A 24,726-nucleotide genomic window follows, 5' to 3' on the forward strand; every position below is an offset into this window, starting at 1 on the left:
CTGGTGCGATCAACACTCGACCTTTGCCGGAAGAACGCTCTTCCGGCAAAGGCAAGCCATTGCGACAATACCGTTACTGGGCCGGTGCCGGCTGTGTTGTCGTTCCGTTCGTTGCCGGCGGGGTCGTGCCCTGCTGCGGCGTCGTTTCCGGGGCGGTCATCGTTCCGCCGGAAGGTGCGGTGGTCGTATCGGCCGGCGGCGTGGCCGTCGTATCCGTTGCTGGCGGTGTCGCCGTCTGCCCTGATGTCGACTGGTCGGTGGTGGCCGGTGGCGTTGCCGTCTCGGTCGTATCCCGCGTCAGTTCTGCCGGGAGCCAGGCGATCAAAGCGAGCACGAGGCCGGCAAGCAGGATGATGACGAGCGGCCAGCTGCTGCGCCCGGAGCGGACCGGTGCCGGATCTGTCGGCATGGGTGTCGGCTGACCTGTCACCGGGTCGATGAGCGGCTTTTCCTTGAACTCTTCACGTTGATTCATCGCGTTCACATCCTTTCTGGGCGTCCTCCGGCCTACGGGTCTTGCCGGCCGGAACGGCCTCGGCAAAGGCAGAGGACCGGGTTGTGCGGTTGCAAACTAACGTTGCGAACCTCGCATGCTCGACTGGACGCGCTCTGCAACAGGAAACGCGCGAAAACTTGCAATGTTCCATCGGGTACAACCCACCCAAATCGCATGCGCTTTACAGCCCGCTGTTTTCGCTGCAAGAAAATCATCTCTTTGGGGGAGCGATCATGACGCTTGAGGCATACCGAAGCGGAACCTTTGTCGGGCGCGTCTGGCGATCTGATATTGACGGGCCGGCGCTCGTGACCGTCAGGGACGGCGCGATTGTCGACATCACCTCGAAAATGGCGCCCACCATGCGCGATCTGTTGGAGCTTCCCGACCCGGTTGCCCACATCCGTCAGCTCGATGGCGAACGTCTCGCGTCGGTGACCGACGTACTCACGGGGGAGGGCAAGATCTCGACCCTTCGCCTGCTTGCGCCCTGTGACCTCCAGGCCGTGAAGGCCTGTGGCGTCACCTTTGCGCGCTCGATGATCGAACGCGTCATCGAAGAGCGGGCGGCCGGCGATGCCGCCCGCGCCGAGGCGATCCGCACACGCGTCACTGCCGTCATCGGCGACAGCCTGCGAAACCTTAAGGCCGGCTCACCGGAGGCAGCCCGTGTCAAGGCCGCGCTGATCGAGGAGGGCGTCTGGTCGCAATATCTGGAAGTCGGCATCGGTCCGGATGCGGAAGTTTTTACGAAAGCACAGGTGTTGTCATCGGTCGGTTCGGGTGCCGATGTCGGCCTCCACCCGATTTCGCGCTGGAACAATCCGGAACCGGAAATCGTGCTGGCCGTTGCCTCTGACGGCGCCGTCAAGGGCGCGGCGCTCGGCAATGACGTCAACCTGCGCGATGTCGAGGGCCGGTCCGCTCTGCTTCTCGGCAAGGCGAAGGACAATAATGCCTCCTGTGCGATCGGCCCGTTCATCCGCCTGTTCGACGAGACCTACACGATCGATCATGTGCGCAGGGCCGAACTCGAGCTGCTGGTCGAAGGCGCCGATGGCTACCGCCTGAAGGGAATGAGCAGCATGGCGGAGATCAGTCGTGACCCGCTCGACCTCGTCGCCCAGACGATCGGGCCACACCATCAATATCCCGATGGGTTGATGCTGTTCATGGGCACGTTGTTTGCCCCGGTCGAAGACCGCGACGAGAAGGGGCAGGGCTTCACCCACAGGATCGGCGATTTGGTGACGATTTCAAATGCTGAACTTGGTAGCCTGACCAACGTGGTGCGCCTGTCGACGGATTGCCCGCCCTGGACGTTCGGCATGGCCGCGCTGATGCGCAATCTCGCCAGCCGTGGTCTGATTTAGCCGCGGCTCATCAGCCGGAAATAAGCGCCCGGATTGCGCGCTAGGCAAGTGCCCGCCTTAAAGGAAAGAGGCCCGCCGATCCTCATCGGCGGGCCTCTCATGGAATTTAGTTAAGCTTGGCTGTTGTCTTCGACAGGCGCGTTCGGTCCGTTCTTCTTGATCGAATCGATGGCGTTCTGAGCGCTTGCCTTGCTCGAATAGCCTTCGGTCGAAAACATCACTTCGCTGTTGTACTTGAAGCGAACCCGATATTCGCCAGCCTTGTCTTTGTAGATCTCGAACTTATGAGCCATGTGCCCTCCCATATGTAATCGTGAATCACGCAGGGACTAGCGTGGCAGTTGCAAGCGGCGTTGACAAGATGTCGGCGGTCTCATTCAAATCTACACGTCCGCTTCACCTGACCTTGATCCTCGTATGGACGATGGAGCAATTTCCCACACAGCGGACCGGCCCCGCACTGGAAAGGCAGAAAACCCACCATGAGCATGGAGACTGACGCCCGCTTCTGGGACCGGAGCGCGCGCAAATACGCCATGGGCAAGATTGCCGATCAAGCCGGATATGAGCGCACGCTGGAGCGAACCCGCGCCCTTTTGAGACCAAGCGACCGGGTGCTGGAAGTGGGTTGCGGGACAGGAACAACGGCGCTCCGGCTTGCGAGCCATGTGCAAAGCTATCTTGGGACGGATATTTCCAAAGGAATGGTAGCGATTGCCGAAGAAAGGTGTGCCGCCGATCCCATCCCGGGGCTAGCCTTCCGGGTCGCAACCGTCGAGGCGCTGACGCCCGAAGAAACACAGTTCGACGTCATCATGGGGTTCAACTATCTGCATCTGGTTCGCGACTTGGCCGGCACGCTGGGCCACATTCACGCCCTGCTGGCGCCGCAGGGTCTGTTCATTTCCAAGACGCCCTGCGTCGGGGATATGAACCCGCTCATTCGGCTTGTCCTGCTGCCCGCGATGCGAGCGCTCGGGCAGGCGCCTTACGCCGGCATCTTCCGGGCGGCTGAATTGGGTCAGATCATCCATGCTGCCGGTTTCGACGTGCTTGCCACGGAAAACCACGCGACCAAGGGCAACGACAGCCGTCCCTATATCGTCGCGCGCAAGAGATGACATGTCGGGCCGCGGCTCCGGCGTTCGTGACGATCTCCACGCCGAACTTTGCGAGCCTGATCTTCGCGGTATGTCTGCCGGCAGACTGCGTCAGCCTTCGACATTCGGGCGCAGCCACGCCGAGGTCTGGGGAGAGCCGGCGCGGTGTTCGGTATGCGATTTGCCGGCACACAGCGACCCGACCGCTATTTGCGAGATAGGTCTCGTGATCAAAACGCTCGGCTGTTGTTGGACCAGACCGGTCCCAGGCGCTCTTCTTCCTTGATGCTGTTCGACCCATAGGAGAACCGGAGGCCACCGAAGATCGTGCTGCTGTCGCCCGACACCGACGAACCGAAACCGGATACCTCCTCGTCGGCGTATTTGTATCCGCCGAACAATGTGACCGGGAAGTATACCGAGCGATAGTTCGCCGTCAGCTTCAGGCTGCGGATGTCGTAGTCGATGCCGCTGTCGGTGATGCGGTCGAGAGCGCCGTCGACATCGAAGCGTACGTTGTCTGTAGCATAGAAGCGAGCGCCGAGCGCGGCCATGTAATGGTCGGCGTCGAAACCCTCCCATCCCGCCTGGCCATAACCGGCCGCACCGTGGATGGTCCATGTGTCCTGGAAATAGGCGCCCTCGATGCCGCCCATATAATCGTTGATGTGGCTGTCGAACCCTGCATCGAGACGCGCCGCCTGCACGAACACACCCGCCGCATAGAGGTTGTCTCGGTAATAACCGTGCAGGGTGCCGTTATAAGTATTCGTGTCGGCGTCCCCGATCGAGGCGCGGGCGTAGCCGAGATCCGTCTGGAGATTGAAGCCGCCGCCTGCATCGAAGTTGACGGCGCCACGCAGCGCCCATGCGTCGGCATCAATGTCGCCGGGAGAATCGACGACACTTCCGTAGGCGCCTTCGATATATCCCGTTACGCCCAGCGATGCCTGTTCGACCGGCGCTTCATAGTAGTCGGCCGCCCCGACCAATGGCCCATCCATATCGGCGGCCGCTGCGAGCGATGCGCTCGACAAGAGAAAAACAAGAAAACCGTTCGTCCGAAACATCTGCCCACCCCCTGAAAACCCTAGCAAAGAGTAAGCAAACATCGTTAATGCAATCTCAACGCGAATTCCGTTTGCAAGGCATCTGGATGTGAGGGTGTCGAACGCGACCGTGTCTTTCGAAAGGGGCATTCTAGGCATCGGCGCAAGGCGTGCGAAAGTCACGCGTGCCGAGGTGTTTACGCTACTGAATTTGTTTGTGAAAGAGTTTGGCTGGGGAACCTGGATTCGAACCAGGACTAACGGAGTCAGAGTCCGTGGGTCTACCGTTAACCTATTCCCCAAAGCCGCCGTCGGGGCGAAGCCCGTCGGGTTGGTTGGCGGGCTTATAAACAAATCAGCGGCCGATGCAAATACCTTTTGCAAAAAAAATCGCACAGGCGGCGGCGATGGTGTGCTTGGCGGCGATGTCAACAGGCCGGCGAACCGGCAACCCCGGTCTGTCCGTTGGTGTCGGGCAGGGGAAAGCCGCGCAGCCACTTTGTTGTGCACAAGCCGTTTCTCAAAAAAAGTTTGGCGAATGGGGACTGCACTGGTACAGTCGCCCCAACGAAAAATCGAGAAAGCGCCTTGAGCGGCCGAAAGGCTTTGCGCGGCGCGATGGTTGAGACAAGTGAAAGACCCCGATCACGGCGAAAAGCCGTCCGAATCCGGGGCGTCGGCAGCAGGCCGTAGCGATGGACCCAAGATGGGTCCGCGCAACGGCAAGGGCAAGCGGAAACGGCGCAAGTCGTCTGCTTTGCCGTCTGCAATTGCCAGCCAACCCGGCGGTGCCGGCATGGCAGGGCGTCCCGCAGGACCAGACGATGCGGAACCGGCGCGCAAGCGCAAACGGCGTCGTCGTTCGAAATCCGCAAAACAGCAGGCTCAGGCCGCGCCCGCTTCCGCGGGCGGTCGCGACGTGCAGCTTGTCGACCCGGCAATGGGCGACAGGAAGGGGCACAAGCGCAACAAGAAGGCGCGGCATCGCCGTGGCATTCAGGGACGGCCGCTCACCTCGGGCGAGCGTCAGCAGCAAGCACAATCGCGCCCCAGCGAGGGCGCAACCACGTCTAGGCCCGGAGCGCCTCAGTCCGGCGGGCAGGCTGCCCCGCGGGGCGACCAGCCGCGCGCGCCGTTCGTTGCCGCCAGCGAGCCGCCGGCGCCGCTTTATGCGGCGCTGGATCTCGGTACCAACAATTGCCGTCTGCTGATTGCGCAGCCGACCCGCCCCGGCCAGTTCCGGGTGGTGGATGCCTTCTCGCGCATCGTCAGGCTGGGTGAAGGGCTGGGTGCCAGCGGCCGGTTGTCCGAGGACGCGATGGACCGCGCCGTCGAGGCGCTGAAAGTCTGCGCTACCAAACTGGGTGCGCGGATGATTCGCCGCCGCCGGCTGATCGCCACCGAAGCTGCGCGCGCCGCCGAAAACGGCGAAAGCTTCCTCGAGCGCGTGGCCAAGGAAACCGGGCTCGAGCTTGAGATCATCAACCGCGAGACCGAGGCGCGGCTTGCCGTGTCGGGCTGCTCGTCGCTGGTCGATCGCGAGACAAGGTCGGTCGTTCTCTTCGATATCGGCGGAGGCTCCTCGGAGATCGCCGTCATCCGCATCGGCGATAGCAGGTCTAATCGGCTCGCCAATCACATCACCCACTGGACCTCGCTGCCGGTCGGCGTCGTGACCCTTTCCGAACGCCATGGCGGCCAACATGTCACCCCGGCAAACTTCGAAGCCATGGTCCAGGAAGTCGAGGGCATGCTGTCGCGTTTCGACAGCCCGCCGGTCGAAGCGCTGGCAACGGGCATTGCCGGCAGCGGCTTCCACCTGATCGGCACGTCGGGCACGGTGACCACGCTTGCCGGCGTTCATCTGGATCTTCCGCGCTACGACCGCCGCCGCGTCGATGGTCTCTGGCTTTCCGATGACGAGGTGTCCGCCATGCAAGCGCGGCTGCTTTCGTGGGATTTTGATGCGCGGGCGGCAAACCCTTGCATCGGCCCCGATCGCGCCGATCTGGTGCTGGCAGGCTGCGCAATCCTCGAAGCGATCCGTCGCCGCTGGCCATCGACGCGCATGCGTGTTGCCGATCGCGGGCTGCGCGAAGGCTTGCTGACCGACATGATGGCGGATGATGGCGCCTGGCGGCGCTCGCGACCGCGCCGGCATCAGCGCAGCTCAACCACATAATTCCTTCAATCGGACAACGATTTAGGCAATTGTGCGATAACTTCTGCAGATACGGCAGGCCCGGTGCGTCCGAAGGGATGTGCGGCAGTCGCCGCCACGAAGGAAACAAGACATGACGAAACCTCCTGTTGGCGGCAACCGCAGCGGTCGAAAGCTTGGTCAGAAGGTCAAGAAGGGCAAGCTCAAGGCTTCGTCCCGCCGCTGGATCGAGCGCCATATCAACGATCCCTATGTCCAGCGCGCCCAGCTCGAAGGCTACCGGGCGCGCGCGGCCTTCAAGCTCTTGGAGATCGACGAGAAGCACAAGATCCTCAATGGCACCCGTCGCATCATCGACCTGGGTGCCGCTCCCGGCAGCTGGTCGCAGATCGCCGCCAAGGTGACCAATTCGACGGATGGCGATCCGCGTGTGGCAGCGATCGACTTCCTGGAGATGGATCCGCTGCCGGGCGTTCGCATCCTGCAGATGGACTTCCTCGACCCGCAGGCGCCTGAGAAGCTGATGGAAGCGATCGGCGGCACGCCGGATCTGGTCATCTCCGACATGGCGGCGCCGACGACGGGACACCGCCAGACGGACCATTTCCGTACCATGCATCTCTGCGAAGTCGCAGCCCATTTCGCCGTCGACGTTCTCGCAGAAGGTGGGCATTTCCTGGCAAAAACCTTCCAGGGCGGCACCGAGCGCGATCTGCTCAACATGCTCAAACAGAATTTCCGCCAGGTCATCCACATCAAGCCGGCGTCTTCGCGTGCCGAATCGGTGGAAATGTTCCTGCTCGCCAAGGGCTTCAAGGGACGCCGCGTCACCGACACGGACGAACCGATGGAAGACGAGGCTGCGGACTAAATCATGCTGCTTTATGTGACGGTCGGCACCAACGATCTCGACGGCGCGGGCGTGTTTTACGACCCGGTTCTGGCGACGCTCGGATACCGCCGTCAGCGCCAGGACGAGACCGAAATCGGCTACAGCGCCGATGGCGATATCAGGTGCCGCTTCTGGGTGGTGACACCGTTCAATGGCAAGCCTGCGACCTTTGGCAATGGAGCGACCATCGCGCTTGAAGCCGAAACGCGCGCGGCGGTCGATGCCTTCCATGCGGCAGCACTTGCCAACGGCGGCACGGACGAGGGCGCCCCCGGCCTCAGGCCGTTCCACGCGCATTTCTACGCGGCCTTCGTGCGCGACCGGGATGGCAACAAGCTGTCTGCCGTCTGCGAACGGCCGGAATAATCTTTCACTTTCCTGCCGTCGTTTCGATTTCCCGCACGGGCAGCCTGTGGCCGGAAACGGATGCGCCGGCATTCTTCGCCATTGTCAGGAACGGGATTGCCGCCAGAAGGTTGGCGATGGCGATGATCATGAAGGCAGTATGGAAGTTGTCGAGTTGCAGCGGCCCGCCGCTGAGCGAGGTCTCGATTTCGAGGATCGCGCCGGCAACGGCCACGCCGAGCGCCAGGCTGATCTGCTGCAGAACCGCGCTCATCGATGTCGCCTTGCTGGCATCCGCATCGTCGATATCGGCAAACGACAGTGCGTTGACGCTGGTGAAGAAGAACGAGCGGGCAAAACCGGCGATCAAGAGAATGGTGACCATCACCAGATAGGGCGTTGCCGGCGTGAAGAAGCCGTTGGCGAAGGTGGTGACCGCTGCAATGATGGCGGCGATGATCAGCGTCGTGCGGAAGCCGGCGAAGGCGAGCACGCGGCGCGCATAGAATTTGGTGGTGATCGCGCCGACCGCGCCGATGAAGGTGATCATCCCGGACTGGAACGGGTTGAGGCCGAAACCGACCTGCAGCATCAGCGGCATCAGGAAGGGCACCGCGCCGACGGAAATGCGGAATACCGTGCCGCCGATCTGGGCGGCGCGAAACGCGCTGTCCTGAAACAGTTTGAGGTCGAGGATCGGGTGCGGATGGCTTCGGGCATGGACGATGTAAAGCAGGGTGGCGATCACACCCGTGATGACCGAGCCGATACCGATGATCGGCGGCAGCGCCGGCAGGCTGATGACCGACAGGCCGAAGACGACGCCGGATGCGGCGATGCCGCCGAGCAGGAAGCCGACAATGTCGACCGGCGGCGGATTGCGGGGTTCCATGTGGGGCAGGTAGATGCCGGAGAGGATATAGCCGGCGATGCCGACAGGCACGTTGATCAGGAAGATCCAGTGCCAGGAGAAATAGGTGGTGATGAAGCCGCCGAGCGGCGGCCCGGCAAGCGGCCCCACCAGCGCCGGGATCGTGAGCAGCGCCATGGCCGAGACGAGCTCGCTGCGCGGTGCGCTGCGCACCAAGACGAGGCGGGCGACGGGCGTCATCATCGCACCGCCCATGCCCTGCAGGAACCGTGACAGCACGAAGGCGAGCAGGCTGTCGGAGATGGCGCAAAGGATTGAACCAGCGATGAAGACGAGGATCGCCGCGCGAAAGATCTTCTTGGCGCCGAAACGGTCGGCCATCCAGCCGCTCAAGGGGATGAAGATCGCCAGCGACACCATATAGGCGGTCAGCGCCAGCTTGAGCGTGATCGGCCCGACGCCGATGTCGCGGGCGATAGCCGGCAGCGATGTCGAAATGACGGTGGAATCCATCTGCTCCATGAAGAGCGCGACGGCTAGGATCATCGGGACGATACGGTTCATGCGAATTTGCCTTGGGCGTGGTCAGCGTCAGCTCGGCTCCAAGCTAGCGCTTGCGATGGCTTTGTCGGGACCAAACCGACGATTGTGGATCAAAAGCCTGTGATCCCGCCTGTCCGTTGCTGTCAAGACGCTAGTTCTGGCCGGGTGATGGAACCGAAGCTGCGATTTCGGGAGAAAATGATGACGAGCGACATGTCGATGAACCGCCGCACCTTGATGACGGCGGGGACAACGGGTGTATTGGCGGCACCCTCAATCATGGTGGGATCTGCCGCAGCGCAGGAAAAAGCGGACAACCGGAACATGCAATCAGCACAAACGCCCATCCGGGCTCTCAAACTCGGCGCGCTCAAGGTTGTTGTCATCAGCGACGGCACGCGCGTCTCTGCCAGGCCGCATGAGACCTACGGCACGAACCAGTCGGAACAGGCCGTATCCGAATTGCTGGCCAAGAATTTTCTTCCAACCGACGCGCTGCTCAACAGCTATTCGCCTGTTCTCGTCGATACCGGGAGCGAGGTGATCCTGTTCGACACCGGCCTGGGCGAAGCCGGACGGGAAGCGGGTTCCGGCCGCCTCATCGACGGCATCCGCGCGGCTGGCTACGCGCCCGAGCGCGTCTCCGTGGTGGTGCTGACGCATATGCACGGCGACCATATCGGCGGCCTGATGGAGGGCGGCAAGCCGGCCTTTGCCAATGCCCGTTATATCATCGGCGAGGCCGAATATGCCTTCTGGAAGGACCCGGCCCGGGTCGGCACGCCGGCCGAGGGTGGCCATAAGGGTGTGCTGGAAAAGGTCGTGCCGCTCGCCGAGAAGGCGACGTTCATCGGCGACGGCGCCGACGTGGCGCCGGGCATTTCGGCGATGGCTGCCTTCGGCCATTCCCCCGGACACATGGTGTTCCGTCTCGAATCGGACGGCAAGGCGATGATGCTGACGGCCGATACCGCCAATCATTATGTCCTGTCGCTGCAGCGGCCGGACTGGGAGGTGCGCTTCGACATGGACAAGGCAGCGGCTGCCGTCTCGCGCCGCAAGGTCTTCGACATGATTGCGAACGAAAGACTGCCCTTCATCGGCTACCACATGCCATTCCCGGCCGTCGGTTTCGTGGAAGTGCACGACCAGGGCTATCGCTTCGTGCCGGCGAGCTACCAGCTCGATATCTGAGCTTTGCGGACGGGCAAAAATGTTGCCATGCAACAACAATGGGTCGAGCCCGGGACATTTCCCGGGCTTTGCTATTTTCATCCTGACATATCCGTGTTACGAGCCCTCGCCAACTTCCAAGAAAAGCTTTGAAGTCACCCGGTGGGCAAATCGCAGCCCGTTTCCCGGGGATTTTCGTTTATTGAAGGGAATTGGCCATGGCGCGTATCATCGAAACGGCAACCGGTCTGGAGGCTCTGACCTTCGACGACGTTCTGCTCCAGCCCGGGCATTCCGAAGTCATGCCGGGACAGACGAACATCTCTACCCGCATCGCGCAGGATATCGACCTCAACCTCCCGATCCTTTCCTCGGCCATGGATACCGTGACCGAAGGACGCCTGGCGATCGCCATGGCACAGGCCGGCGGCATCGGCGTCATCCACCGCAACCTGACGCCGGTCGAGCAGGCCGAAGAGGTCCGCCAGGTCAAGAAGTTCGAAAGCGGCATGGTCGTCAATCCGGTGACGATCGGTCCCGATGGCACCCTGGCGGACGCCCTCGGCCTGATGAAGATCCATGGCATTTCCGGTATCCCGGTCGTTGAAAACGGCGGCAACGGTGGCCAGAAGCAGGGCCGTCTCGTCGGTATCCTCACCAATCGCGACGTGCGTTTCGCCTCCGATCCGAACCAGAAGATCTACGAGTTGATGACGCGTGAAAACCTCATCACCGTCAAGGAAAGCGTCGACCAGCAGGAGGCCAAGCGCCTGCTGCACATGCACCGCATCGAAAAGCTTCTGGTCGTCGACGGCGACGGCCGTTGCGTCGGCCTCATCACCGTCAAGGACATCGAGAAGTCGCAGTTGAACCCCAACGCCTCCAAGGATGCGCAGGGCCGTCTTCGCGCCGCCGCCGCCATCTCCGTCGGCGATGATGGCTTCGAGCGCGCCGAACGTCTGATCGACGCCGGCGTCGACCTTATTGTTGTCGATACCGCGCACGGCCATTCGCAGCGCGTTCTCGATGCGGTCACCCGCGTCAAGACGCTGTCGAACTCGGTTCGCATCATGGCCGGCAACGTCGCCACCGCTGATGGCACCAAGGCGTTGATCGACGCCGGTGCCGATGCGGTCAAGGTGGGTATCGGTCCGGGCTCGATCTGCACCACGCGTATCGTGGCCGGCGTCGGCGTTCCGCAGCTGGCCGCGATCATGGCTGCTGTCGAAGCCGCTCAGGCCGCGGACATTCCCGTCATCGCCGACGGCGGTATCAAGTTCTCGGGCGACCTGGCCAAGGCGATCGCCGCCGGCGCTTCCGCCGTCATGGTCGGTTCGCTGCTTGCCGGTACCGACGAAAGCCCAGGTGAAGTGTTCCTCTACCAGGGCCGCTCGTTCAAGGCCTATCGTGGCATGGGTTCCGTTGGCGCGATGGCGCGGGGCTCGGCCGACCGCTATTTCCAGGCCGAAGTGCGCGACACGCTGAAGCTCGTACCGGAAGGCATCGAAGGCCAGGTTCCCTACAAGGGCCCTGTGTCCGGCGTTCTGCATCAGCTCGCCGGCGGCCTCAAGGCGTCGATGGGTTATGTCGGCGGCGCGACGATCAAGGACTATCAGGAGCGCGCCACCTTCGTGCGCATCTCCGGCGCCGGCCTTCGGGAAAGCCATGCGCATGATGTCACCATCACCCGCGAAAGCCCGAACTATCCGGGCTCGCACTAAGAGTCCTCCCGGGGGCGCCGGCCGGCGCCCCCGTTTTTCCTGATGGGGGGTGCCATCCGGCGCCCCCGTTTTCCTGTTTGGTTGTGTCGAGTGGAGTAAGAGCGGTGACGGGCTTCGAGATCTTCCGGCCGATGGTGGCGCATGTGCTGCTCGTTTTCGTCCTCTATGCCCTGCTGTCGATCCGCCGCGTCGGTCTCGTGCGGGCCGGCAAGGTTTCGGTTTCGCAGTTTCGCGAGAACCGCGACGAGCCGGGCGAGAGCCTGGTCGTCCGCAACAGCATCGCCAACCAGTTCGAACTGCCGGTGCTTTTCCACGTCTGCTGCGTGCTTCTCTACATCACCGAGGCTGACAATATCGTCTCGCTGGCGCTCGCCTGGGTGTTCATTGCTTCGCGCTATCTGCATGCCTTCGTCCATGTCACCAGCAACCGCATCCGCTACCGCCGACCGCTGTTCATGGTCGGCGTGGCTGCACTCGGTGGGATGTGGATCTGGCTTTCCGTCTGGATGGCGATGAACTGATGGCTGCGTGTTTCCTTAAATCGCAGCCGGTTTCAGGACAAAACAGGCAGCAATTCAAAACGCTACAGCGACCTCTGCGCGTCTGGTAAGACGCGCGGCGCTTTGGGTCGGGTGCCGCTCCGGCACGACTGACGCAAATCTGCGACACTTTCCGACATGAACTTCGCGCCTTGATGCGTATCAAGTACCCGTCACGACTTTGCGGATAGTCTGGCTGTCGTTAGCGTAGCTTTGTCGCTGGCGCCTCGCGTGCCCGGCAAAGGCCTTTGCGCCGACGTCGAACAAGACAGCATCGGAGATCGATATGACCGCAACGATGAAAGCCGCCGTGGTGCGCGAATTCCGCAAGCCGCTCGTGATCGAGGAAATGCCGATACCAGTGCCCGGTCCCGGCCAGGTGCTGATCAAGTTTCAGGCGACCGGCGTCTGCCATACCGACCTGCATGCGGTGAACGGTGACTGGCCGGTAAAACCCAATCCACCATTCATCCCCGGCCACGAGGGCGTCGGTTATGTCGCCAAGCTCGGCTCCGGCGTCAAGCGGCTGAAGGAAGGCGACCGCGTCGGCGTGCCGTGGCTGCACACCGCCTGCGGTGGTTGCACGCCATGCCGGACCGGATGGGAGACGCTCTGCGGCAGCCAGCAGAACACCGGCTATTCGGTCAACGGCACGTTCGCGGAGTATGGCCTGGCCGATCCGGACTTTGTCGGCCGGCTGCCTGATAAGCTCGAGTTCGGCCCGGCGGCGCCCGTCCTTTGCGCCGGCGTCACGGTTTACAAGGGTCTCAAGGAAACGGAAGTGCGCCCCGGCGAATGGGCGCTGATCTCCGGCATCGGCGGTCTCGGTCACATGGCGGTTCAATACGCCAAGGCCATGGGCATGCATGTCGCAGCCGTCGATATCTTCCCCGACAAGCTGGCGCTGGCGGGAAAGCTGGGCGCCGATCTCGTCGTCGATGCGCGCGACAAGGATGCGGTCGAGCAGGTGCAGAAGGCGACCGGCGGCGTGCACGGCGCGCTGGTGACGGCCGTGGCACCCAAGGCGATGGAGCAGGCCTTCAACATGCTGCGCTCCAAGGGAACGATGGCGTTGGTCGGTCTGCCGCCTGGCCAGATGTGCGTGCCGATCTTCGATACGGTCCTGAAGCGCATCACCATCCGCGGCTCTATCGTCGGCACCCGCCAGGACCTCGAGGAGTCACTGGAGTTTGCGGGCGAGGGCAAGGTCGCCTCCCACTTCACCTGGGACAAGATCGAGAACATCAACGCCATCTTCCAGCGCATGGAAGAGGGCAAGATCGATGGCCGCATTGTGCTTGATCTCGCCGGCTGATCCGCCTGCTGCGAAGTGTGCCTTTCCGCCAAGCGGTAACGCAAGTTTGTATGTTCGATGCCGCCCGCTGACCTATTCTGTCGCGGGCGGTAATCTTTCGCGCTGCCGCCACTGCATAATTCCTTAAATCGGAACCGATTTGTGGGAGAAATCATGCAGCGAGTTTAAAGCCTTACAGCGCCCTTGGCGCACCATATCTAACGCGCGGCGCTGTTGAGGAGAAGAAACCGAAGGAGGCCGTCATGAACAAACCCGTCATCACGCAGGCAATGATCGACGCTTACGACGAGTACACCCATCTCAGTCTTGATCGCCGCCGTTTCATGGAAACGCTGACCGCACTTGCCGGCTCTGCCGCGGCCGCAGCATCAATTGCCCCCTTGCTTGCTGCTAGCAGCGCCAAGGCCGAAATGATCGCAGATACCGACAATCGCATCATCGGCGAGGACATTTCCTATCCCGGCGCCGACGGCGACATGAAGGGCTATCTGGTCCGCCCGGCAAACATGACCGGAAAGCTGCCGGCCGTCATCGTCATCCACGAGAACCGCGGGCTCAATCCACATATTCGCGATGTCGCCCGCCGCATGGCGCTCGAGGGCTTCATCGCGCTCGCCCCGGATTTTCTGTCGCCATCGGGCGGCACGCCGGCGGATGAGGACAAGGCACGCGAGATGATCGGCGCGCTCGATGCCGCCGAAACCAATGCGGATGCTGTGGCAACCGTCGCATTCCTCGAAGAGCACGCGCAGTCGACCGGCAAGGTCGGCGCCATCGGCTTTTGCTGGGGCGGTGGACTGGTCAATCGGCTTGCGGTCAATGCGCCCGATCTCAAGGCGGGTGTCGCCTATTATGGCGCGCAGCCCAAGGCCGAGAACGTGCCGAAGATCAAGGCGGCGCTGTTGCTGCATTATGCCGGCCTCGACGAACGCATTAATGCGGGTATCGAAGCCTATCGCAAGGCGCTGACCGACAATGGCAAGGACGCGACGATCTATGTCTATGACGGCGTCAACCACGCCTTCAACAACGACACGTCGGCCGCCCGCTACGACAAGGCCGCAGCCGATCTTGCCTGGAGCCGCACTGTCGAATTTCTGAAGGCGAAGCTCGGCTAGAGCAATTCCAGGAAGAGTGTGAAACGGTTTCCCGTCCGGAATTGCGTTATTTCAACGAGTTAGATCATTTCACTGTTTCGATGAAACAGTGAAATGATCTAGCCGCTCACGCCTATGAAGGCGGCGCGATCAGCAGCGCTACCTTGTAAGCGGGGAGAAGAGGCGGGCACTGGGTCCGCCTCTTCCCTCCCGTCTCGTTTCGCATAAAAAAGGCCGCGCCTCCCACGGGAAGCGCGGCCTTTTTGCTAAGTGTCGAAAAATGCTTACCAGCCCGGCAGCATGTGGCTTTGCCGCAGCCGCGGATAGCGCGGAAAACCCTTGATATCGCCGTCGATGTCGTCGTTGACGGTGATCGGCGTGATGTTGTCCAGGCAGGCGGTGATGTGGTTGGTGATCGCATTCGATAGCGATGGCGACAGACCCGGCCGCTTCATGATGCCGATCTGCACTGGAGCCAGCGCCGGGAAGCCGTCCGCAAGCGTCAGCACCTTCATGCCCGGACGCAGCGCCGATTCCGGCAGGACCGAAACCGCCATGCCGGCAAGCACGGCGGCCGCGACCACGGTCGAGGACCAACTGGTAAACAGGATCTGGTATTCCTTGCCGGTCGCATCGAGCGCGGCGCAGGCCGCCTGCCGCCACTGGCAGTCGCGTCGGCCGACCGCAAGCGGGATTGGCGCATTTTCCGGCAGCGGATGGTTGATCGAACTTACCCAACAGAGCGGCTCTGTGCGCACCACGTCCGAGGCTCGGGCACGTGGATTGTGCGTAACCAGTGCGATGTCGAGATCGCCCTTGGCCATCTTCTCCGCAAGATCCACCGAAGGTTCGCAGATGATGTAGAGCTCGACGTTCGGATGCGTCTTGGCAAACCGCACGATGATCTCCGGCATGTAGCGGTCGGCATAGTCATCAGGCGTGCCGATGCGCAGCGTGCCCTCGAGGCGATTGTCGTCGAAGGAGGCCATCGCCTCGTTGTTGAGACGGATCATCCGGCGGGCGAAGTTGAGCAGCCGGTCACCCTCGACGGTCAGGCGGTTGCCGCGCCCGTCCTTCATGAACAACGGCTTGCCGATGCGCTCTTCCAGGCGCCGCATCTGCATGGATACGGCCGACTGTGTCTTGAAAACCCGGTCGGCGGCCTTGGTGAAGCTGCCCGTGTCGGCGATCGCGACAAAGGTTTGCAGCTGATCAATGTCAAGCGGTGCGGACATGGCCGTGATACACCCATAAGATTGTTTGATGAATATCATTAAAAACATTCGTTGGACTGATCAATAAGGATTTGCGATCTATCAGGGGCAAATTTCATTGATCCCGGCCGGCACAGGTGCCGGCTAATCCCAACTTCCCTGGCCCACCCCTGCGTTTGACCTCGCGCAGGGGACGGGTCCCTTCGTGCCTGAAAAAAGGAGTACCGTCATGCGCACGACCGACCACGTCCTCGACCTCGTTGCCGGAAAGCAGGCCTATGCCTCCCGCGCCGCTGGCGTTATCGGCGTGATGACGGCTGCATGGCGCCTGTTTCGAAGCCGATGCCAGATTGCGCGTCTGAATGAGCTGGATGACCGCCAACTGCTCGATATGGGGCTACGGCGCGAAGATGTGCACGAGGCGATCACCTCGCCCTTCTTCGACAATCCCGCCAGCTATCTGACGCGTGCGTCGCGAAACCGCGTGAGCCTCTTCTACAAGGGGATCCGTCACGATTGATTTCCCTATGGCGCATCCCGCCGCTTGAGATGCGCCAGTCGAGCATGATCCGCGCAAGCTGCCGCCAACGCGGGTCATGCTACGAATTTCGAAGTTTCGGTGCTGCTGCCTCTATCGCGCGCCCAAACGTTCCCCGCAGGGTAGAGCCAATAGACCCTGCCGCTTGGCCCGGTACATGAACCAAGACATGTACCGGGCCTTTTTCTTTTCCAGCAGGTGCCGGATTGGTGAGGGTAGCGTCGTCGAGCGTTTCCGGTTTAGACGGAGTCGCAGAAACGCTCTATCTCTTTGTTTTTACGCATTTCCAGGCGGAAAACCACTTCGCACTTTTTCTGGAAATGCTCTAATCCAGCTCAGGCCTTGTCGCCGGTGCCGGTCTTGTAGCTGTCGAACAGCGCCTCGATGTTCTTCTGATATTCCTTCTGCATTTCCAGCCCGCTGTCGAACATGCTGTTCATCATCTGCGAAAACTGGGCGACGGCAGGATTGTCAGCAGCCGGCTTGGCTGTCGTGCCGGCGCCGGTCTGCATCATGTCCTGGAACGCCTTCATGAAGGGATTATCGGCGAAGAGGTCGGGCGCCTTGGCCTTCTCTTCTTTCTTGCCGGCACCGAAGAAGTCCTGCATCGCCTGCGTAAACGGATTGTCGAAGGGGTTGGCCTGCGGCTCCGGCTTCCTGGCAAGGCCGGCCGCCTGCATCCACTGCTGCATCATCGTTGCCATCGGATTGTTGGCAAAGGCGACGTTCGCGCCTGCAAACTGGCCCGTCGCCTGCTTGAACAGCCCGCCCATCAACGTATCGGCCATGGCCGGCAGCATCTGCTTGTAGATCTCCTGGCTGATGCCGGTGACCTGGGCTGCCTGGGCCGCGATCGCGCGCGACATTTCCTTGGAGCCGAAGAGCTGGCCGAGGATGCCGTTGCCGTCGGCCATGCCTTGCGGCGTGAATGCCTGGCTCACGTCCTCGAAGTATTTGGCATAGCTGCCGCTGGACATCGCCGTCAGCAGCGCGCCGAAATCGTAGGGGTTTGTGGTGTTGCGCTTGAAGGCGGCGGAAAAGGCCGGGAGCAGCGCTGCGGTAGCTTTCGCCATCTGCTCCTGCGCAAGCCCGAATTGTCGAGCCATCAGCTCCGTGGCCTGTCCGTTCTGCGCCTGCGTGAACATGTCAAAAAGCGGTGCCATCCCCGGTTCCCTTCGGCTGCTGCCTGATTCCTTAGATCGGAACGATTTAAGGGGAAAATGATGCAGCAAGTGTAAAGCGTGGCAGCGTCCTTTGCGCGTCATGTCTGATGCGCGGCGCTGCAAGCGACGCATATCGTTGCACTATACCGGGAAATTGGAGGCTGGAAACCGCTTTTTACTGCATAATTCCTTAAATCCGGCTCGATTTAAGGACGAAATTATGCAGCAAGTTTAAGCGGTTACAGCGTCCTTGGGCGCGTCATGCCTGACGCGCGGCGCTGTAATGGCAGGCTTACCGGCTCAGTACTGGTACTCGGCAAAGACCGGATCGACGGAGCCATTCCAGCGGCCGTTGTAGAGCGACAGCAGATCCTCGGCGAGCGTTGCCTTCTTGGCAAGCACTTCGTCGAGCGGTGCGAGGAACTGGCTTTCGTCGATGCCGTCGCCGTTCAGCCGGTTGCGTCGCTTCAGGCCGCCGCGCGAGATCGAAACGACTTCGCGGGCGATGTCGTAGAGGCTGCCGGCGCGGAATTTTGTGTTGAGCGCCTGGGCGGGCACTGTGTCACGCAGTGAGCCGACCTCCTCGAAGGTCCAGTCGCGCGTGAGTGCTTCGGCGGCAGAGAGCGCCTCGCCGTCGTAAAGCAGGCCGACCCAGAAGGCAGGCAGAGCGCAGATCCGACGCCAGGGGCCGCCGTCGGCGCCCCGCATCTCCAGGAAGCGCTTGAGGCGCACGTCGGGGAAGAGGGTCGAGAGATGATTGGTCCAGTCGCCCATGTTCGGCTGCCAGTCGGCGATCTCGCCCTTGAGCGCTCCGCCCATGAACTGACGGAAGGTGACATGGGTACAGTCGTGATAGTGGTCGTCGCGAACGACAAAATACATAGGCACGTCGAGCGCCCATTCGACATAGTCCGCAAAGCCGAAGTCCGGCTTGAAAGCGGAAGGCAGAAGGCCGGAGCGCTGGTTGTCTGTGTCGCGCCAGATATCGCCGCGCCAGGACAGGAGCCCGTTCGGCTTGCCATCGGTGAAGGGGGAGCTTGCAAACAGAGCGGTCGCCAGCGGCTGCAGCTTCAAGGACACCTGCATCTTGCGGCGCATGTCCTCTTCCGAGGAGAAGTCGAGGTTCACTTGGATCGTGCAGGTGCGATACATCATGTCGAGACCCTTGGTGCCGACCTTGGGCATGTAGCGGCTCATGATGCCATAGCGCGATTTCGGCATGCGCGGCGTTTCGTCAAACGTCCATTTCGGGCTGCCACCGATGCCGAGGAAGCGAATGCCGAGTGGCTCGGCCACTTCGCGCAGGACGGCGAGGTGCTGGTTCGATTCCTTGCAAGTCTGGTGGAGGTTTTCGAGTGGCGCACCGGAGAGCTCGAACTGACCGCCCGGCTCCAGCGAGATCGCCCCGTTGCCGGAATGCTCGGCAAGACCGATGATATTGCCCTCGTCAACGATCGGATCCCAGCCGCTCTTTGCAGCCATACCGTTGAGCAGCGCCTGGATGCTGGCGTCGCCGTAATAGGGCACGGGGCTGTTGTCCGCCTTAAAGAAGGCAAACTTTTCGTGCTCCGTTCCGATCCGGAACCGCTCCTCCGGTTTCGAGCCCTCCGCCAGATAAGCGGTCAGGTCAGCGACAGAGGTTACCGGCGTCTGGTCGGTGGTATCTCGGGCCATGAGCGTCTTCTTTTGCTTGAGCGGTTCCGCCGGTCAGCGGAAGTGGATGGGGCTGCTTGAACCGTATTCAGGTGCGGTGCAAGTCAATTTCTTTCAAGATCTGTTCAAAAAAAGTATGCGCCGCGCTTGCGTGCGAACGACCGGTTAGTGCCAATCACCGACCGTTGCCTGTATGACCGCCATGGCCGCAACCGCTGCGGTATCGGCCCTGAGAATGCGGGGGCCAAGAGGAATGGCGGTGACGAAATCGAGGCTGCGCAGCAGGCTTCGCTCGCTGTCGGAAAAACCGCCTTCGGGCCCGATCAGCAGTGCCAGCTTCTTTTCCTTAATGCCGTTCAGGATCGGTAGCGGATTCTGGCTGTTGCTGCCTTCGTCGCAGAAGATGATGCGCCGATCCGCGGGCCAACTTTGCAGCAGGTCCTCAAGCCGGCGGGGCTCTTCGACACTGGGTATGCCGAGCACGCCACATTGTTCCGCGGCCTCGACGACATTGGCGCGCACCCGGTCGAGGTTGCCGATCTTGCCCTGAACATGTTGCGTCATCACCGGCTGGAGCACCCCGGCGCCCATCTCGACGGCCTTCTGCACGAGGTAGTCGAGGCGGCCGACCTTTAGCGGTGCAAAGAGATAGACGAGATCGCAAGGTGCCGGCTGCGGACGTGTCTGCTCGACGGCAGTCAGGATCAGGCGCTTCTTGGTCGGGAGCGAAAGCTCGGCTCGCCATTCGCCGTCGCGGCCGTTGAACACGAGGACGGACCCGCCTTCCTCGTAGCGGAGCACGTTGATCAAATAGTTGAACTGTTCCTTGGTCGTCTCCTGGGTTGCACCGGCATGGAGTGCATGTTCCACGAACAGTCGCTGCATGCGAAAATTGGCGCGCATGTCGATTACCTCTAGATGAACAGGCTGGAAAGGATGAAGTAGACGACGGCCGAAAGCAGGGCCGAGGCCGGAACGGTGATGACCCAGGCGGCAACGATCGTCAGAAAATGCGAGCGGCGCACCAGTCGGCGGCGGCGGACCTCGGCAAAGTTGGTCTCGGTCGATCCCATGAAGTCTGCCTGCCCGGTCTTCTGGCGCACATATTCCAGGCGACGCTGCGAGTGCCGAGTATACCATTCGCGGAAGAAGCCGACGCCGAAGACGGCGCCGACCGCCGTGTGGGTCGAGCTGATCGGCAGGCCGAGGGCGGAGGCGAGCAGCACGGTTACCGCGGTTGCCAGCGCAACGCAGAAGGCGCGCATCGGATTGAGGCGGGTGATTTCCTGGCCGACGACGCGGATCAGCCGTGGGCCATAGAGCAGCAGGCCGAGCGATATGCCGATGGCGCCGATCGCAAGTTCCCAAAGCGGTGTTGGCGATCTCTCCGTGGTGATGACACCGTCGAGCGCGGACACGATCGCCGACAGCGGACCGATGGCGTTGGAAACGTCATTGGCGCCGTGTGCGAAGGAAAGCAGCGCAGCCGCCAGGATCAGCGGCGCACGAAACAGCTTGCGTAGCGACTGATTGCGGTTGTCGAGACCCTCCGACTGACGGCGAATCCACGGTTTGCTCAGGAAATAGACGACGATGCCGACGATCAGGCCGAGGCCGAGGCCCGTCACCAGCGAGATCGAGGCAACCTGCACCAGGGCGATCACCGCGAGATAGGCGGTAAAACAACCTGCCGTCACCCCGAGAAGCACGGGCATCCAGCGCCTGGCCGATGCGATCTTGTCCTCGCGGTAGATGATGAATTCCTTGAGAAGCGCAAGGAAGGCAGCGGCGATGACGCCGCCGAGAACAGGTGAAATCGACCAACTGGCGGTGATGCCGGCAAGTTCCCACCATTGCACGCTGGAGACGCCTGCAGCCGCAATGCCCGCTCCGACGATGCCGCCAATGATCGAATGGGTCGTTGAAACCGGCGCGCCGGAATAGGTGGCGATATTGATCCAGACGGCCGACGAGGCGAGCGCCGCCATCATCACCCAGACGATCGTCTGGGCCCCGAGAATGTCTTCTCCGTAAATGATGCCCGCCTCGACCGTCAGTGTCACCTGACGGCCGGCGAGCATCGCGCCAGCGATTTCGAAGACGGCGGCGATTGTCAGCGCCGTTACCATCGACATCGCCTTGGCGCCAACGGCCGCGCCGACGTTGTTGGTGACGTCGTTGGCGCCGATGTTCATCGCCATGTAGCCGGCGATCGCGGCTGCGGCGATGATGATCGGCGCGGTCGCCGAGTTCGTCACGAAGCTTGCGGCAAATGCCATGCTGAGCAGCAGGAACAGGAGAGCGAGGCCCGGGGCTGCCAGACCACGCATCACCTGCTGCGATGCCTCCTCGGCAAGGCTGAACTTGTCCAGATCCTTGTCGAGCGTCTGCTTTTCAAGGCGCGTGCGCGACTTTGGCAATGGCGGTCTCCCTTTTCACCATGGCCACTACTGCCACCGCGAAATGCTTTCAAGCGGAATTGATGATGTCTGCAAAGCTGTGCAAAAGATGGCCGAAGATATCGCCCGCGGTGGCTAGCCGGTGACGGCCTTGGGGACCGGCGAGGGCGGTGCCGCCACGCGGCGGCCGAAGGCGAGGATAAGCTCCTTCAGTGTCGGCTCTGCGACACGGCTGGCTGCCTCCTCGCAGCTGACCCATTCCAGCTTGCGCACACCTTCCTCGGGGAAGTGCTTGCAGAGATCGTCTACCTCGAGGGCATGCACCTGGACCTTGACCGAGATCTTCAGGCCGTGATCCATGCGCTTCTTGTAGAGATAGAAGCCGGCCGGGGCCTTCTGCACTCGGCCCTTGACGCCTGCCTCTTCATAGGCCTCGCGCTCGGCCACCTCGTGGGCACGCTTGCCTTGCATAGGCCATCCCTTGGGAATGACCCAGCGGCCGGTATCACGGCTGGTGATCAGCAGAATCTCGAGCGCCTTGGACTTCTTGCGAACACGGAAACAGAGCGCTGCATATTGCATGCGCGCCGGTCGACGCAGCATCAGCTGCACATCGGATGCGAGCCGGTTCAGGAAGTTCAAGGTCGTTTGCTCTCCTCTTAGCGAATCAGTGTTCGTTGGACGTTCCAGCCAGTATGCCAGCGTCGCGTTGCGTGTAAACGTCGCACCGTGTCGGCTGCCGGATATGCGGTCAGCTTCGCTGCAAACTGTGGTCCCGATGCGACAGAATATGGTGCTTTCGCGCCTGTTTTGCCAGCGGGGCGGCAACCGGGCGTTGGTCCCGGCTTCAGCTCGCCTGATCGCGCTGCTGGAGGCGCAGCCGCGCGATGCGCGCCCACTCGCCGGTGCGCTCGGCCTCGCGGGTGGAGGCGGCAACAAAATCGATATGGCTTTGGGCAGCGGCCTTGGCCGCTTTCGGGTCTCCGGCCATGATCGCGTCGTAGATTGCCTCGTGTTGCGCGAGCAGCCGGTCACGCGCCCCTGGCGCGTCGAAGACCGAATTGCGGTGAAAAAAGATCCCCTGCGTCAGCAGCCGGTAACAGGCGCGCAGCGTGTGCATGAGGATGATGTTGTGGGCGCTTTCGCCGATCGCCTGATGCAACTCGACGTCGGAGGCTAGTTCGTCGTTGAAGTCACCACTGCGGTGGGCGGTTCGCATTCGCTCGATAATGCGCGTGAGGATATCGCGGTCGAAATCCGTTGCGCGCGTTGCCGCCAGTTCCGCGGTCAAGCCTTCGAGTTCGCGGCGATATTCGAGATAATCCTGCGTCGCCTTGTGGTGGCGGCCGATCAGCTCGATCAGCGGCTTGGAGAAGACTTCGCCGACGACATCGGCAACGAAGGTACCGCCGCCGTGGCGGCTCTCGACGAGGCCGCGCGCCTCCAGTTCCTTCAACGCTTCGCGCAGGATCGGCCGCGACACGTCGAAACGCTTCGACAGTTCCCGTTCGCCCGGCAGCCTGTCGCCGTCGCGCAGGATGCCTTCGAGGATGAGAAGCTCGATCTGTTGGACAACCTCGTCCGCCGTGCGGCTGTGGCTGATGCGGGCATAGAGGTCGATCTGGTCTTCGGTCACGCTTGGGTCTCCCATGCGCCGCAATCTAGGCATCGGCAGCCAACTGGTCAATTTCCTTGTCCACTTTGGCCGCCCTGACAAAAGTCAAACTGCGGCAATGCGTCCTTTTGCTTTTGCTCATTCGGTTGATAAGAGAGTCATGATGAACGCGTGAGGGGGATAAAGCGCTTCATGGCAAAGGGAAGTTTTGCATTTCCGGTCGCGCCGATGCGAGCGCAGGCGCTGGGCGAGGTCCATTCGCGGCCTTACGCCCTGGTGGCGACGCCGCGCGTGATCTTTCAGCTCGCCTTCATGACCGAGGGCGGCTCGATCGTCGACCACGCCGTTCTGTCGGAATTGTCGCGTTCGCGTGGCATTGCGCCGCCTGGACGCGATGCCAACCATCATGCCATGGCCTGGGGGCAGGGCACGCTGCGCTGGGAACGGCATACGGAATTTTCGACCTATTTTTGGGACGGCCCGGCGCCGGAGCATTTCGGTGGCGAGGTGGCGATCCACCCATTCGGCGACGGCTTTTCGCCGCCCGGCTCGCTCATTTCGGGCATCCGCCTCGAGATCCGCGCGGACTCACCGGAGACCCGCGAGGCGATCAAGGCTTTCGACCCGACCAGCCTCTGTTACAGCGAGACGAAGAACGGCCAGGCGATCCTCGTCACTGACTTTCGCCAGAACGGTGACGGTCTGACGCAGATCCTGGTGATCGACCGCGGCATGACCGAGGCCGGCACCGGCGCGTTGATCCAGCGTCTGCTCGATATCGAAACCTATCGGACGCTGGCGATGGTCGGCCTGCCGTTGGCGCAATCACTGTCGCCGGAGATCCGCCGCACCGAAGACGGCCTGACGGCGATCACTCAGCGCATGAAGGAGAACGTCCGCGAAGAGGCGGACGACATGCTGGCGGAGATCACCCGGCTTGCGGCCGATCTGGAGGCGGGTGCTGCACTCAGCCTCTATCGCTTCGGCGCCAGCCGCGCCTATTACGGCATCGTCCAGGAGCGCATCCGCACCCTGGCCGAGACGGCGGTCCCCGGCTACGAGACGATCGGCACCTTTCTCGAGCGTCGGCTGGCGCCGGCAATGCGCACCTGCCAGTCGGTGGAGGAGCGGCAGGCGAACCTGTCGCGCAAGCTCGCCCGCGCCACCGCGCTCCTGCGCAGTTGGGTCGATGTCGAACTGGAGCGGCAGAACAGCGCCCTTTTGAACTCGATGGATCGGCGCGCGAAGTTGCAGCTGCGGCTGCAGCAGACTGTCGAGGGTCTGTCGGTTGCCGCGATCTCCTATTACGTCGTCGGTCTGTTCGGCTATCTCGCCAAGGCGGTCAGCCATGAGCTGCCGATCGATCCCGGTCTGTTGACCGGACTTGCCGTGCCCTTCGCGGTCGCCGGCGTCTGGCTCATCGTTCGCCGCATCCGCCACCATCACGGCGACGGCGAGCACAAATAGCG

At 62.1% G+C, this 24,726-nt stretch carries 24 protein-coding genes and 1 tRNA gene; 13 read left to right on the plus strand and 12 right to left on the minus strand.

What is annotated here, in order from left to right; genetic code table 11:
• Positions 1 to 73: 73 nt before the first annotated feature.
• Positions 74 to 475, minus strand: a complete 402-nt coding sequence (locus ASD00_RS37395; RefSeq protein ID WP_113567036.1) for a hypothetical protein — start codon at positions 473 to 475, stop codon at positions 74 to 76.
• Positions 476 to 729: 254 nt separating this feature from the next.
• On the opposite strand from ASD00_RS37395, the gene ASD00_RS37400 reads away from it, so the two are divergent.
• Positions 730 to 1,869 carry a fumarylacetoacetate hydrolase family protein gene (locus ASD00_RS37400; protein ID WP_107026893.1) on the plus strand — a complete coding sequence of 380 codons (1,140 nt, stop codon included), beginning with the start codon at positions 730 to 732 and terminating at the stop codon, positions 1,867 to 1,869.
• 110 nt (positions 1,870 to 1,979) lie between these two features.
• Here ASD00_RS37400 and ASD00_RS37405 read toward each other — a convergent pair whose 3' ends face one another.
• Positions 1,980 to 2,162 carry a YegP family protein gene (locus ASD00_RS37405; RefSeq protein ID WP_025426020.1) on the minus strand — a complete coding sequence of 61 codons (183 nt, stop codon included), beginning with the start codon at positions 2,160 to 2,162 and terminating at the stop codon, positions 1,980 to 1,982.
• A 189-nt stretch (positions 2,163 to 2,351) separates the two neighbouring features.
• Between ASD00_RS37405 and ASD00_RS37410 the strand changes: the two genes are divergently transcribed.
• Positions 2,352 to 2,990, plus strand: a complete 639-nt coding sequence (locus ASD00_RS37410; RefSeq protein ID WP_057211566.1) for a class I SAM-dependent methyltransferase — start codon at positions 2,352 to 2,354, stop codon at positions 2,988 to 2,990.
• Between the two features lie 209 nt (positions 2,991 to 3,199).
• On the opposite strand, the gene ASD00_RS37415 is transcribed toward ASD00_RS37410, so the two are convergent.
• Positions 3,200 to 4,039 carry a hypothetical protein gene (locus tag ASD00_RS37415; protein ID WP_025426022.1) on the minus strand — a complete coding sequence of 280 codons (840 nt, stop codon included), beginning with the start codon at positions 4,037 to 4,039 and terminating at the stop codon, positions 3,200 to 3,202.
• 207 nt (positions 4,040 to 4,246) lie between these two features.
• Positions 4,247 to 4,320, minus strand: a tRNA-Gln gene (locus ASD00_RS37420).
• 63 nt (positions 4,321 to 4,383) lie between these two features.
• Between ASD00_RS37420 and ASD00_RS40690 the strand changes: the two genes are divergently transcribed.
• The 4 genes from ASD00_RS40690 (at position 4,384) to ASD00_RS37435 (ending at position 7,437) form a co-directional block, all read left to right on the plus strand.
• Positions 4,384 to 4,644 (plus strand): hypothetical protein, encoded by a 261-nt coding sequence (locus ASD00_RS40690; protein WP_128090403.1) that lies wholly within the window; start codon positions 4,384 to 4,386, stop codon positions 4,642 to 4,644.
• A 5-nt stretch (positions 4,645 to 4,649) separates the two neighbouring features.
• Positions 4,650 to 6,200 carry a Ppx/GppA phosphatase family protein gene (locus ASD00_RS37425; RefSeq protein WP_025426023.1) on the plus strand — a complete coding sequence of 517 codons (1,551 nt, stop codon included), beginning with the start codon at positions 4,650 to 4,652 and terminating at the stop codon, positions 6,198 to 6,200.
• Positions 6,201 to 6,312: 112 nt separating this feature from the next.
• On the plus strand, positions 6,313 to 7,050 hold the full coding sequence (locus tag ASD00_RS37430; protein ID WP_025426024.1) for an RlmE family RNA methyltransferase: 738 nt from the start codon (positions 6,313 to 6,315) through the stop codon (positions 7,048 to 7,050).
• Between the two features lie 3 nt (positions 7,051 to 7,053).
• Positions 7,054 to 7,437 carry a VOC family protein gene (locus ASD00_RS37435; protein WP_025426025.1) on the plus strand — a complete coding sequence of 128 codons (384 nt, stop codon included), beginning with the start codon at positions 7,054 to 7,056 and terminating at the stop codon, positions 7,435 to 7,437.
• 4 nt (positions 7,438 to 7,441) lie between these two features.
• Here the strand turns inward: ASD00_RS37435 and ASD00_RS37440 are convergent, their stop codons facing one another.
• Positions 7,442 to 8,851 carry a DHA2 family efflux MFS transporter permease subunit gene (locus tag ASD00_RS37440; protein WP_025426026.1) on the minus strand — a complete coding sequence of 470 codons (1,410 nt, stop codon included), beginning with the start codon at positions 8,849 to 8,851 and terminating at the stop codon, positions 7,442 to 7,444.
• Positions 8,852 to 9,031: 180 nt separating this feature from the next.
• Here ASD00_RS37440 and ASD00_RS37445 point away from each other — a divergent pair, with 180 nt between their 5' ends.
• From ASD00_RS37445 to ASD00_RS37465, 5 genes are all read left to right on the plus strand, one after another.
• Positions 9,032 to 10,024: an MBL fold metallo-hydrolase gene (locus tag ASD00_RS37445; protein ID WP_025426027.1), complete on the plus strand. Its 993-nt coding sequence runs from the start codon at positions 9,032 to 9,034 to the stop codon at positions 10,022 to 10,024.
• A 197-nt stretch (positions 10,025 to 10,221) separates the two neighbouring features.
• Complete coding sequence (gene guaB / locus ASD00_RS37450) at positions 10,222 to 11,724, plus strand: IMP dehydrogenase (protein WP_025426028.1); 1,503 nt, start codon at positions 10,222 to 10,224, stop codon at positions 11,722 to 11,724.
• A gap of 104 nt (positions 11,725 to 11,828) precedes the next feature.
• Entirely contained in the window at positions 11,829 to 12,245 is a 417-nt protein-coding gene (locus ASD00_RS37455) for an MAPEG family protein (RefSeq protein ID WP_025426029.1), read from the plus strand.
• A 304-nt stretch (positions 12,246 to 12,549) separates the two neighbouring features.
• Positions 12,550 to 13,578: an alcohol dehydrogenase AdhP gene (gene adhP, locus ASD00_RS37460; protein ID WP_025426030.1), complete on the plus strand. Its 1,029-nt coding sequence runs from the start codon at positions 12,550 to 12,552 to the stop codon at positions 13,576 to 13,578.
• 242 nt (positions 13,579 to 13,820) lie between these two features.
• Positions 13,821 to 14,696 (plus strand): dienelactone hydrolase family protein, encoded by an 876-nt coding sequence (locus ASD00_RS37465; RefSeq protein WP_025426031.1) that lies wholly within the window; start codon positions 13,821 to 13,823, stop codon positions 14,694 to 14,696.
• A gap of 263 nt (positions 14,697 to 14,959) precedes the next feature.
• Here the strand turns inward: ASD00_RS37465 and ASD00_RS37470 are convergent, their stop codons facing one another.
• Entirely contained in the window at positions 14,960 to 15,910 is a 951-nt protein-coding gene (locus tag ASD00_RS37470; RefSeq protein ID WP_025426032.1) for a LysR substrate-binding domain-containing protein, read from the minus strand.
• Between the two features lie 208 nt (positions 15,911 to 16,118).
• Here ASD00_RS37470 and ASD00_RS37475 point away from each other — a divergent pair, with 208 nt between their 5' ends.
• Positions 16,119 to 16,409 (plus strand): DUF1127 domain-containing protein, encoded by a 291-nt coding sequence (locus ASD00_RS37475; RefSeq protein WP_057211569.1) that lies wholly within the window; start codon positions 16,119 to 16,121, stop codon positions 16,407 to 16,409.
• A gap of 353 nt (positions 16,410 to 16,762) precedes the next feature.
• Here the strand turns inward: ASD00_RS37475 and ASD00_RS37480 are convergent, their stop codons facing one another.
• From ASD00_RS37480 to ASD00_RS37505, 6 genes are all read right to left on the minus strand, one after another.
• Entirely contained in the window at positions 16,763 to 17,590 is an 828-nt protein-coding gene (locus tag ASD00_RS37480; protein ID WP_057211571.1) for a DUF937 domain-containing protein, read from the minus strand.
• 300 nt (positions 17,591 to 17,890) lie between these two features.
• Positions 17,891 to 19,264: a glutamate--cysteine ligase gene (locus tag ASD00_RS37485; protein ID WP_025426035.1), complete on the minus strand. Its 1,374-nt coding sequence runs from the start codon at positions 19,262 to 19,264 to the stop codon at positions 17,891 to 17,893.
• A 144-nt stretch (positions 19,265 to 19,408) separates the two neighbouring features.
• Positions 19,409 to 20,146 (minus strand): 16S rRNA (uracil(1498)-N(3))-methyltransferase, encoded by a 738-nt coding sequence (locus tag ASD00_RS37490; protein ID WP_025426036.1) that lies wholly within the window; start codon positions 20,144 to 20,146, stop codon positions 19,409 to 19,411.
• A gap of 11 nt (positions 20,147 to 20,157) precedes the next feature.
• Positions 20,158 to 21,663 carry an inorganic phosphate transporter gene (locus tag ASD00_RS37495; RefSeq protein WP_025426037.1) on the minus strand — a complete coding sequence of 502 codons (1,506 nt, stop codon included), beginning with the start codon at positions 21,661 to 21,663 and terminating at the stop codon, positions 20,158 to 20,160.
• A gap of 114 nt (positions 21,664 to 21,777) precedes the next feature.
• Positions 21,778 to 22,284 (minus strand): NUDIX hydrolase, encoded by a 507-nt coding sequence (locus tag ASD00_RS37500; RefSeq protein ID WP_025426038.1) that lies wholly within the window; start codon positions 22,282 to 22,284, stop codon positions 21,778 to 21,780.
• Between the two features lie 205 nt (positions 22,285 to 22,489).
• Complete coding sequence (locus tag ASD00_RS37505; RefSeq protein WP_025426039.1) at positions 22,490 to 23,278, minus strand: FadR/GntR family transcriptional regulator; 789 nt, start codon at positions 23,276 to 23,278, stop codon at positions 22,490 to 22,492.
• A 171-nt stretch (positions 23,279 to 23,449) separates the two neighbouring features.
• Here ASD00_RS37505 and ASD00_RS37510 point away from each other — a divergent pair, with 171 nt between their 5' ends.
• Positions 23,450 to 24,724: a DUF3422 family protein gene (locus ASD00_RS37510; protein WP_025426040.1), complete on the plus strand. Its 1,275-nt coding sequence runs from the start codon at positions 23,450 to 23,452 to the stop codon at positions 24,722 to 24,724.
• Positions 24,725 to 24,726 lie beyond the last annotated feature (2 nt).

The organism is Ensifer sp. Root31, from assembly GCF_001424825.1.
Classification (GTDB): Bacteria; Pseudomonadota; Alphaproteobacteria; order Rhizobiales; family Rhizobiaceae; genus Ensifer; species Ensifer canadensis.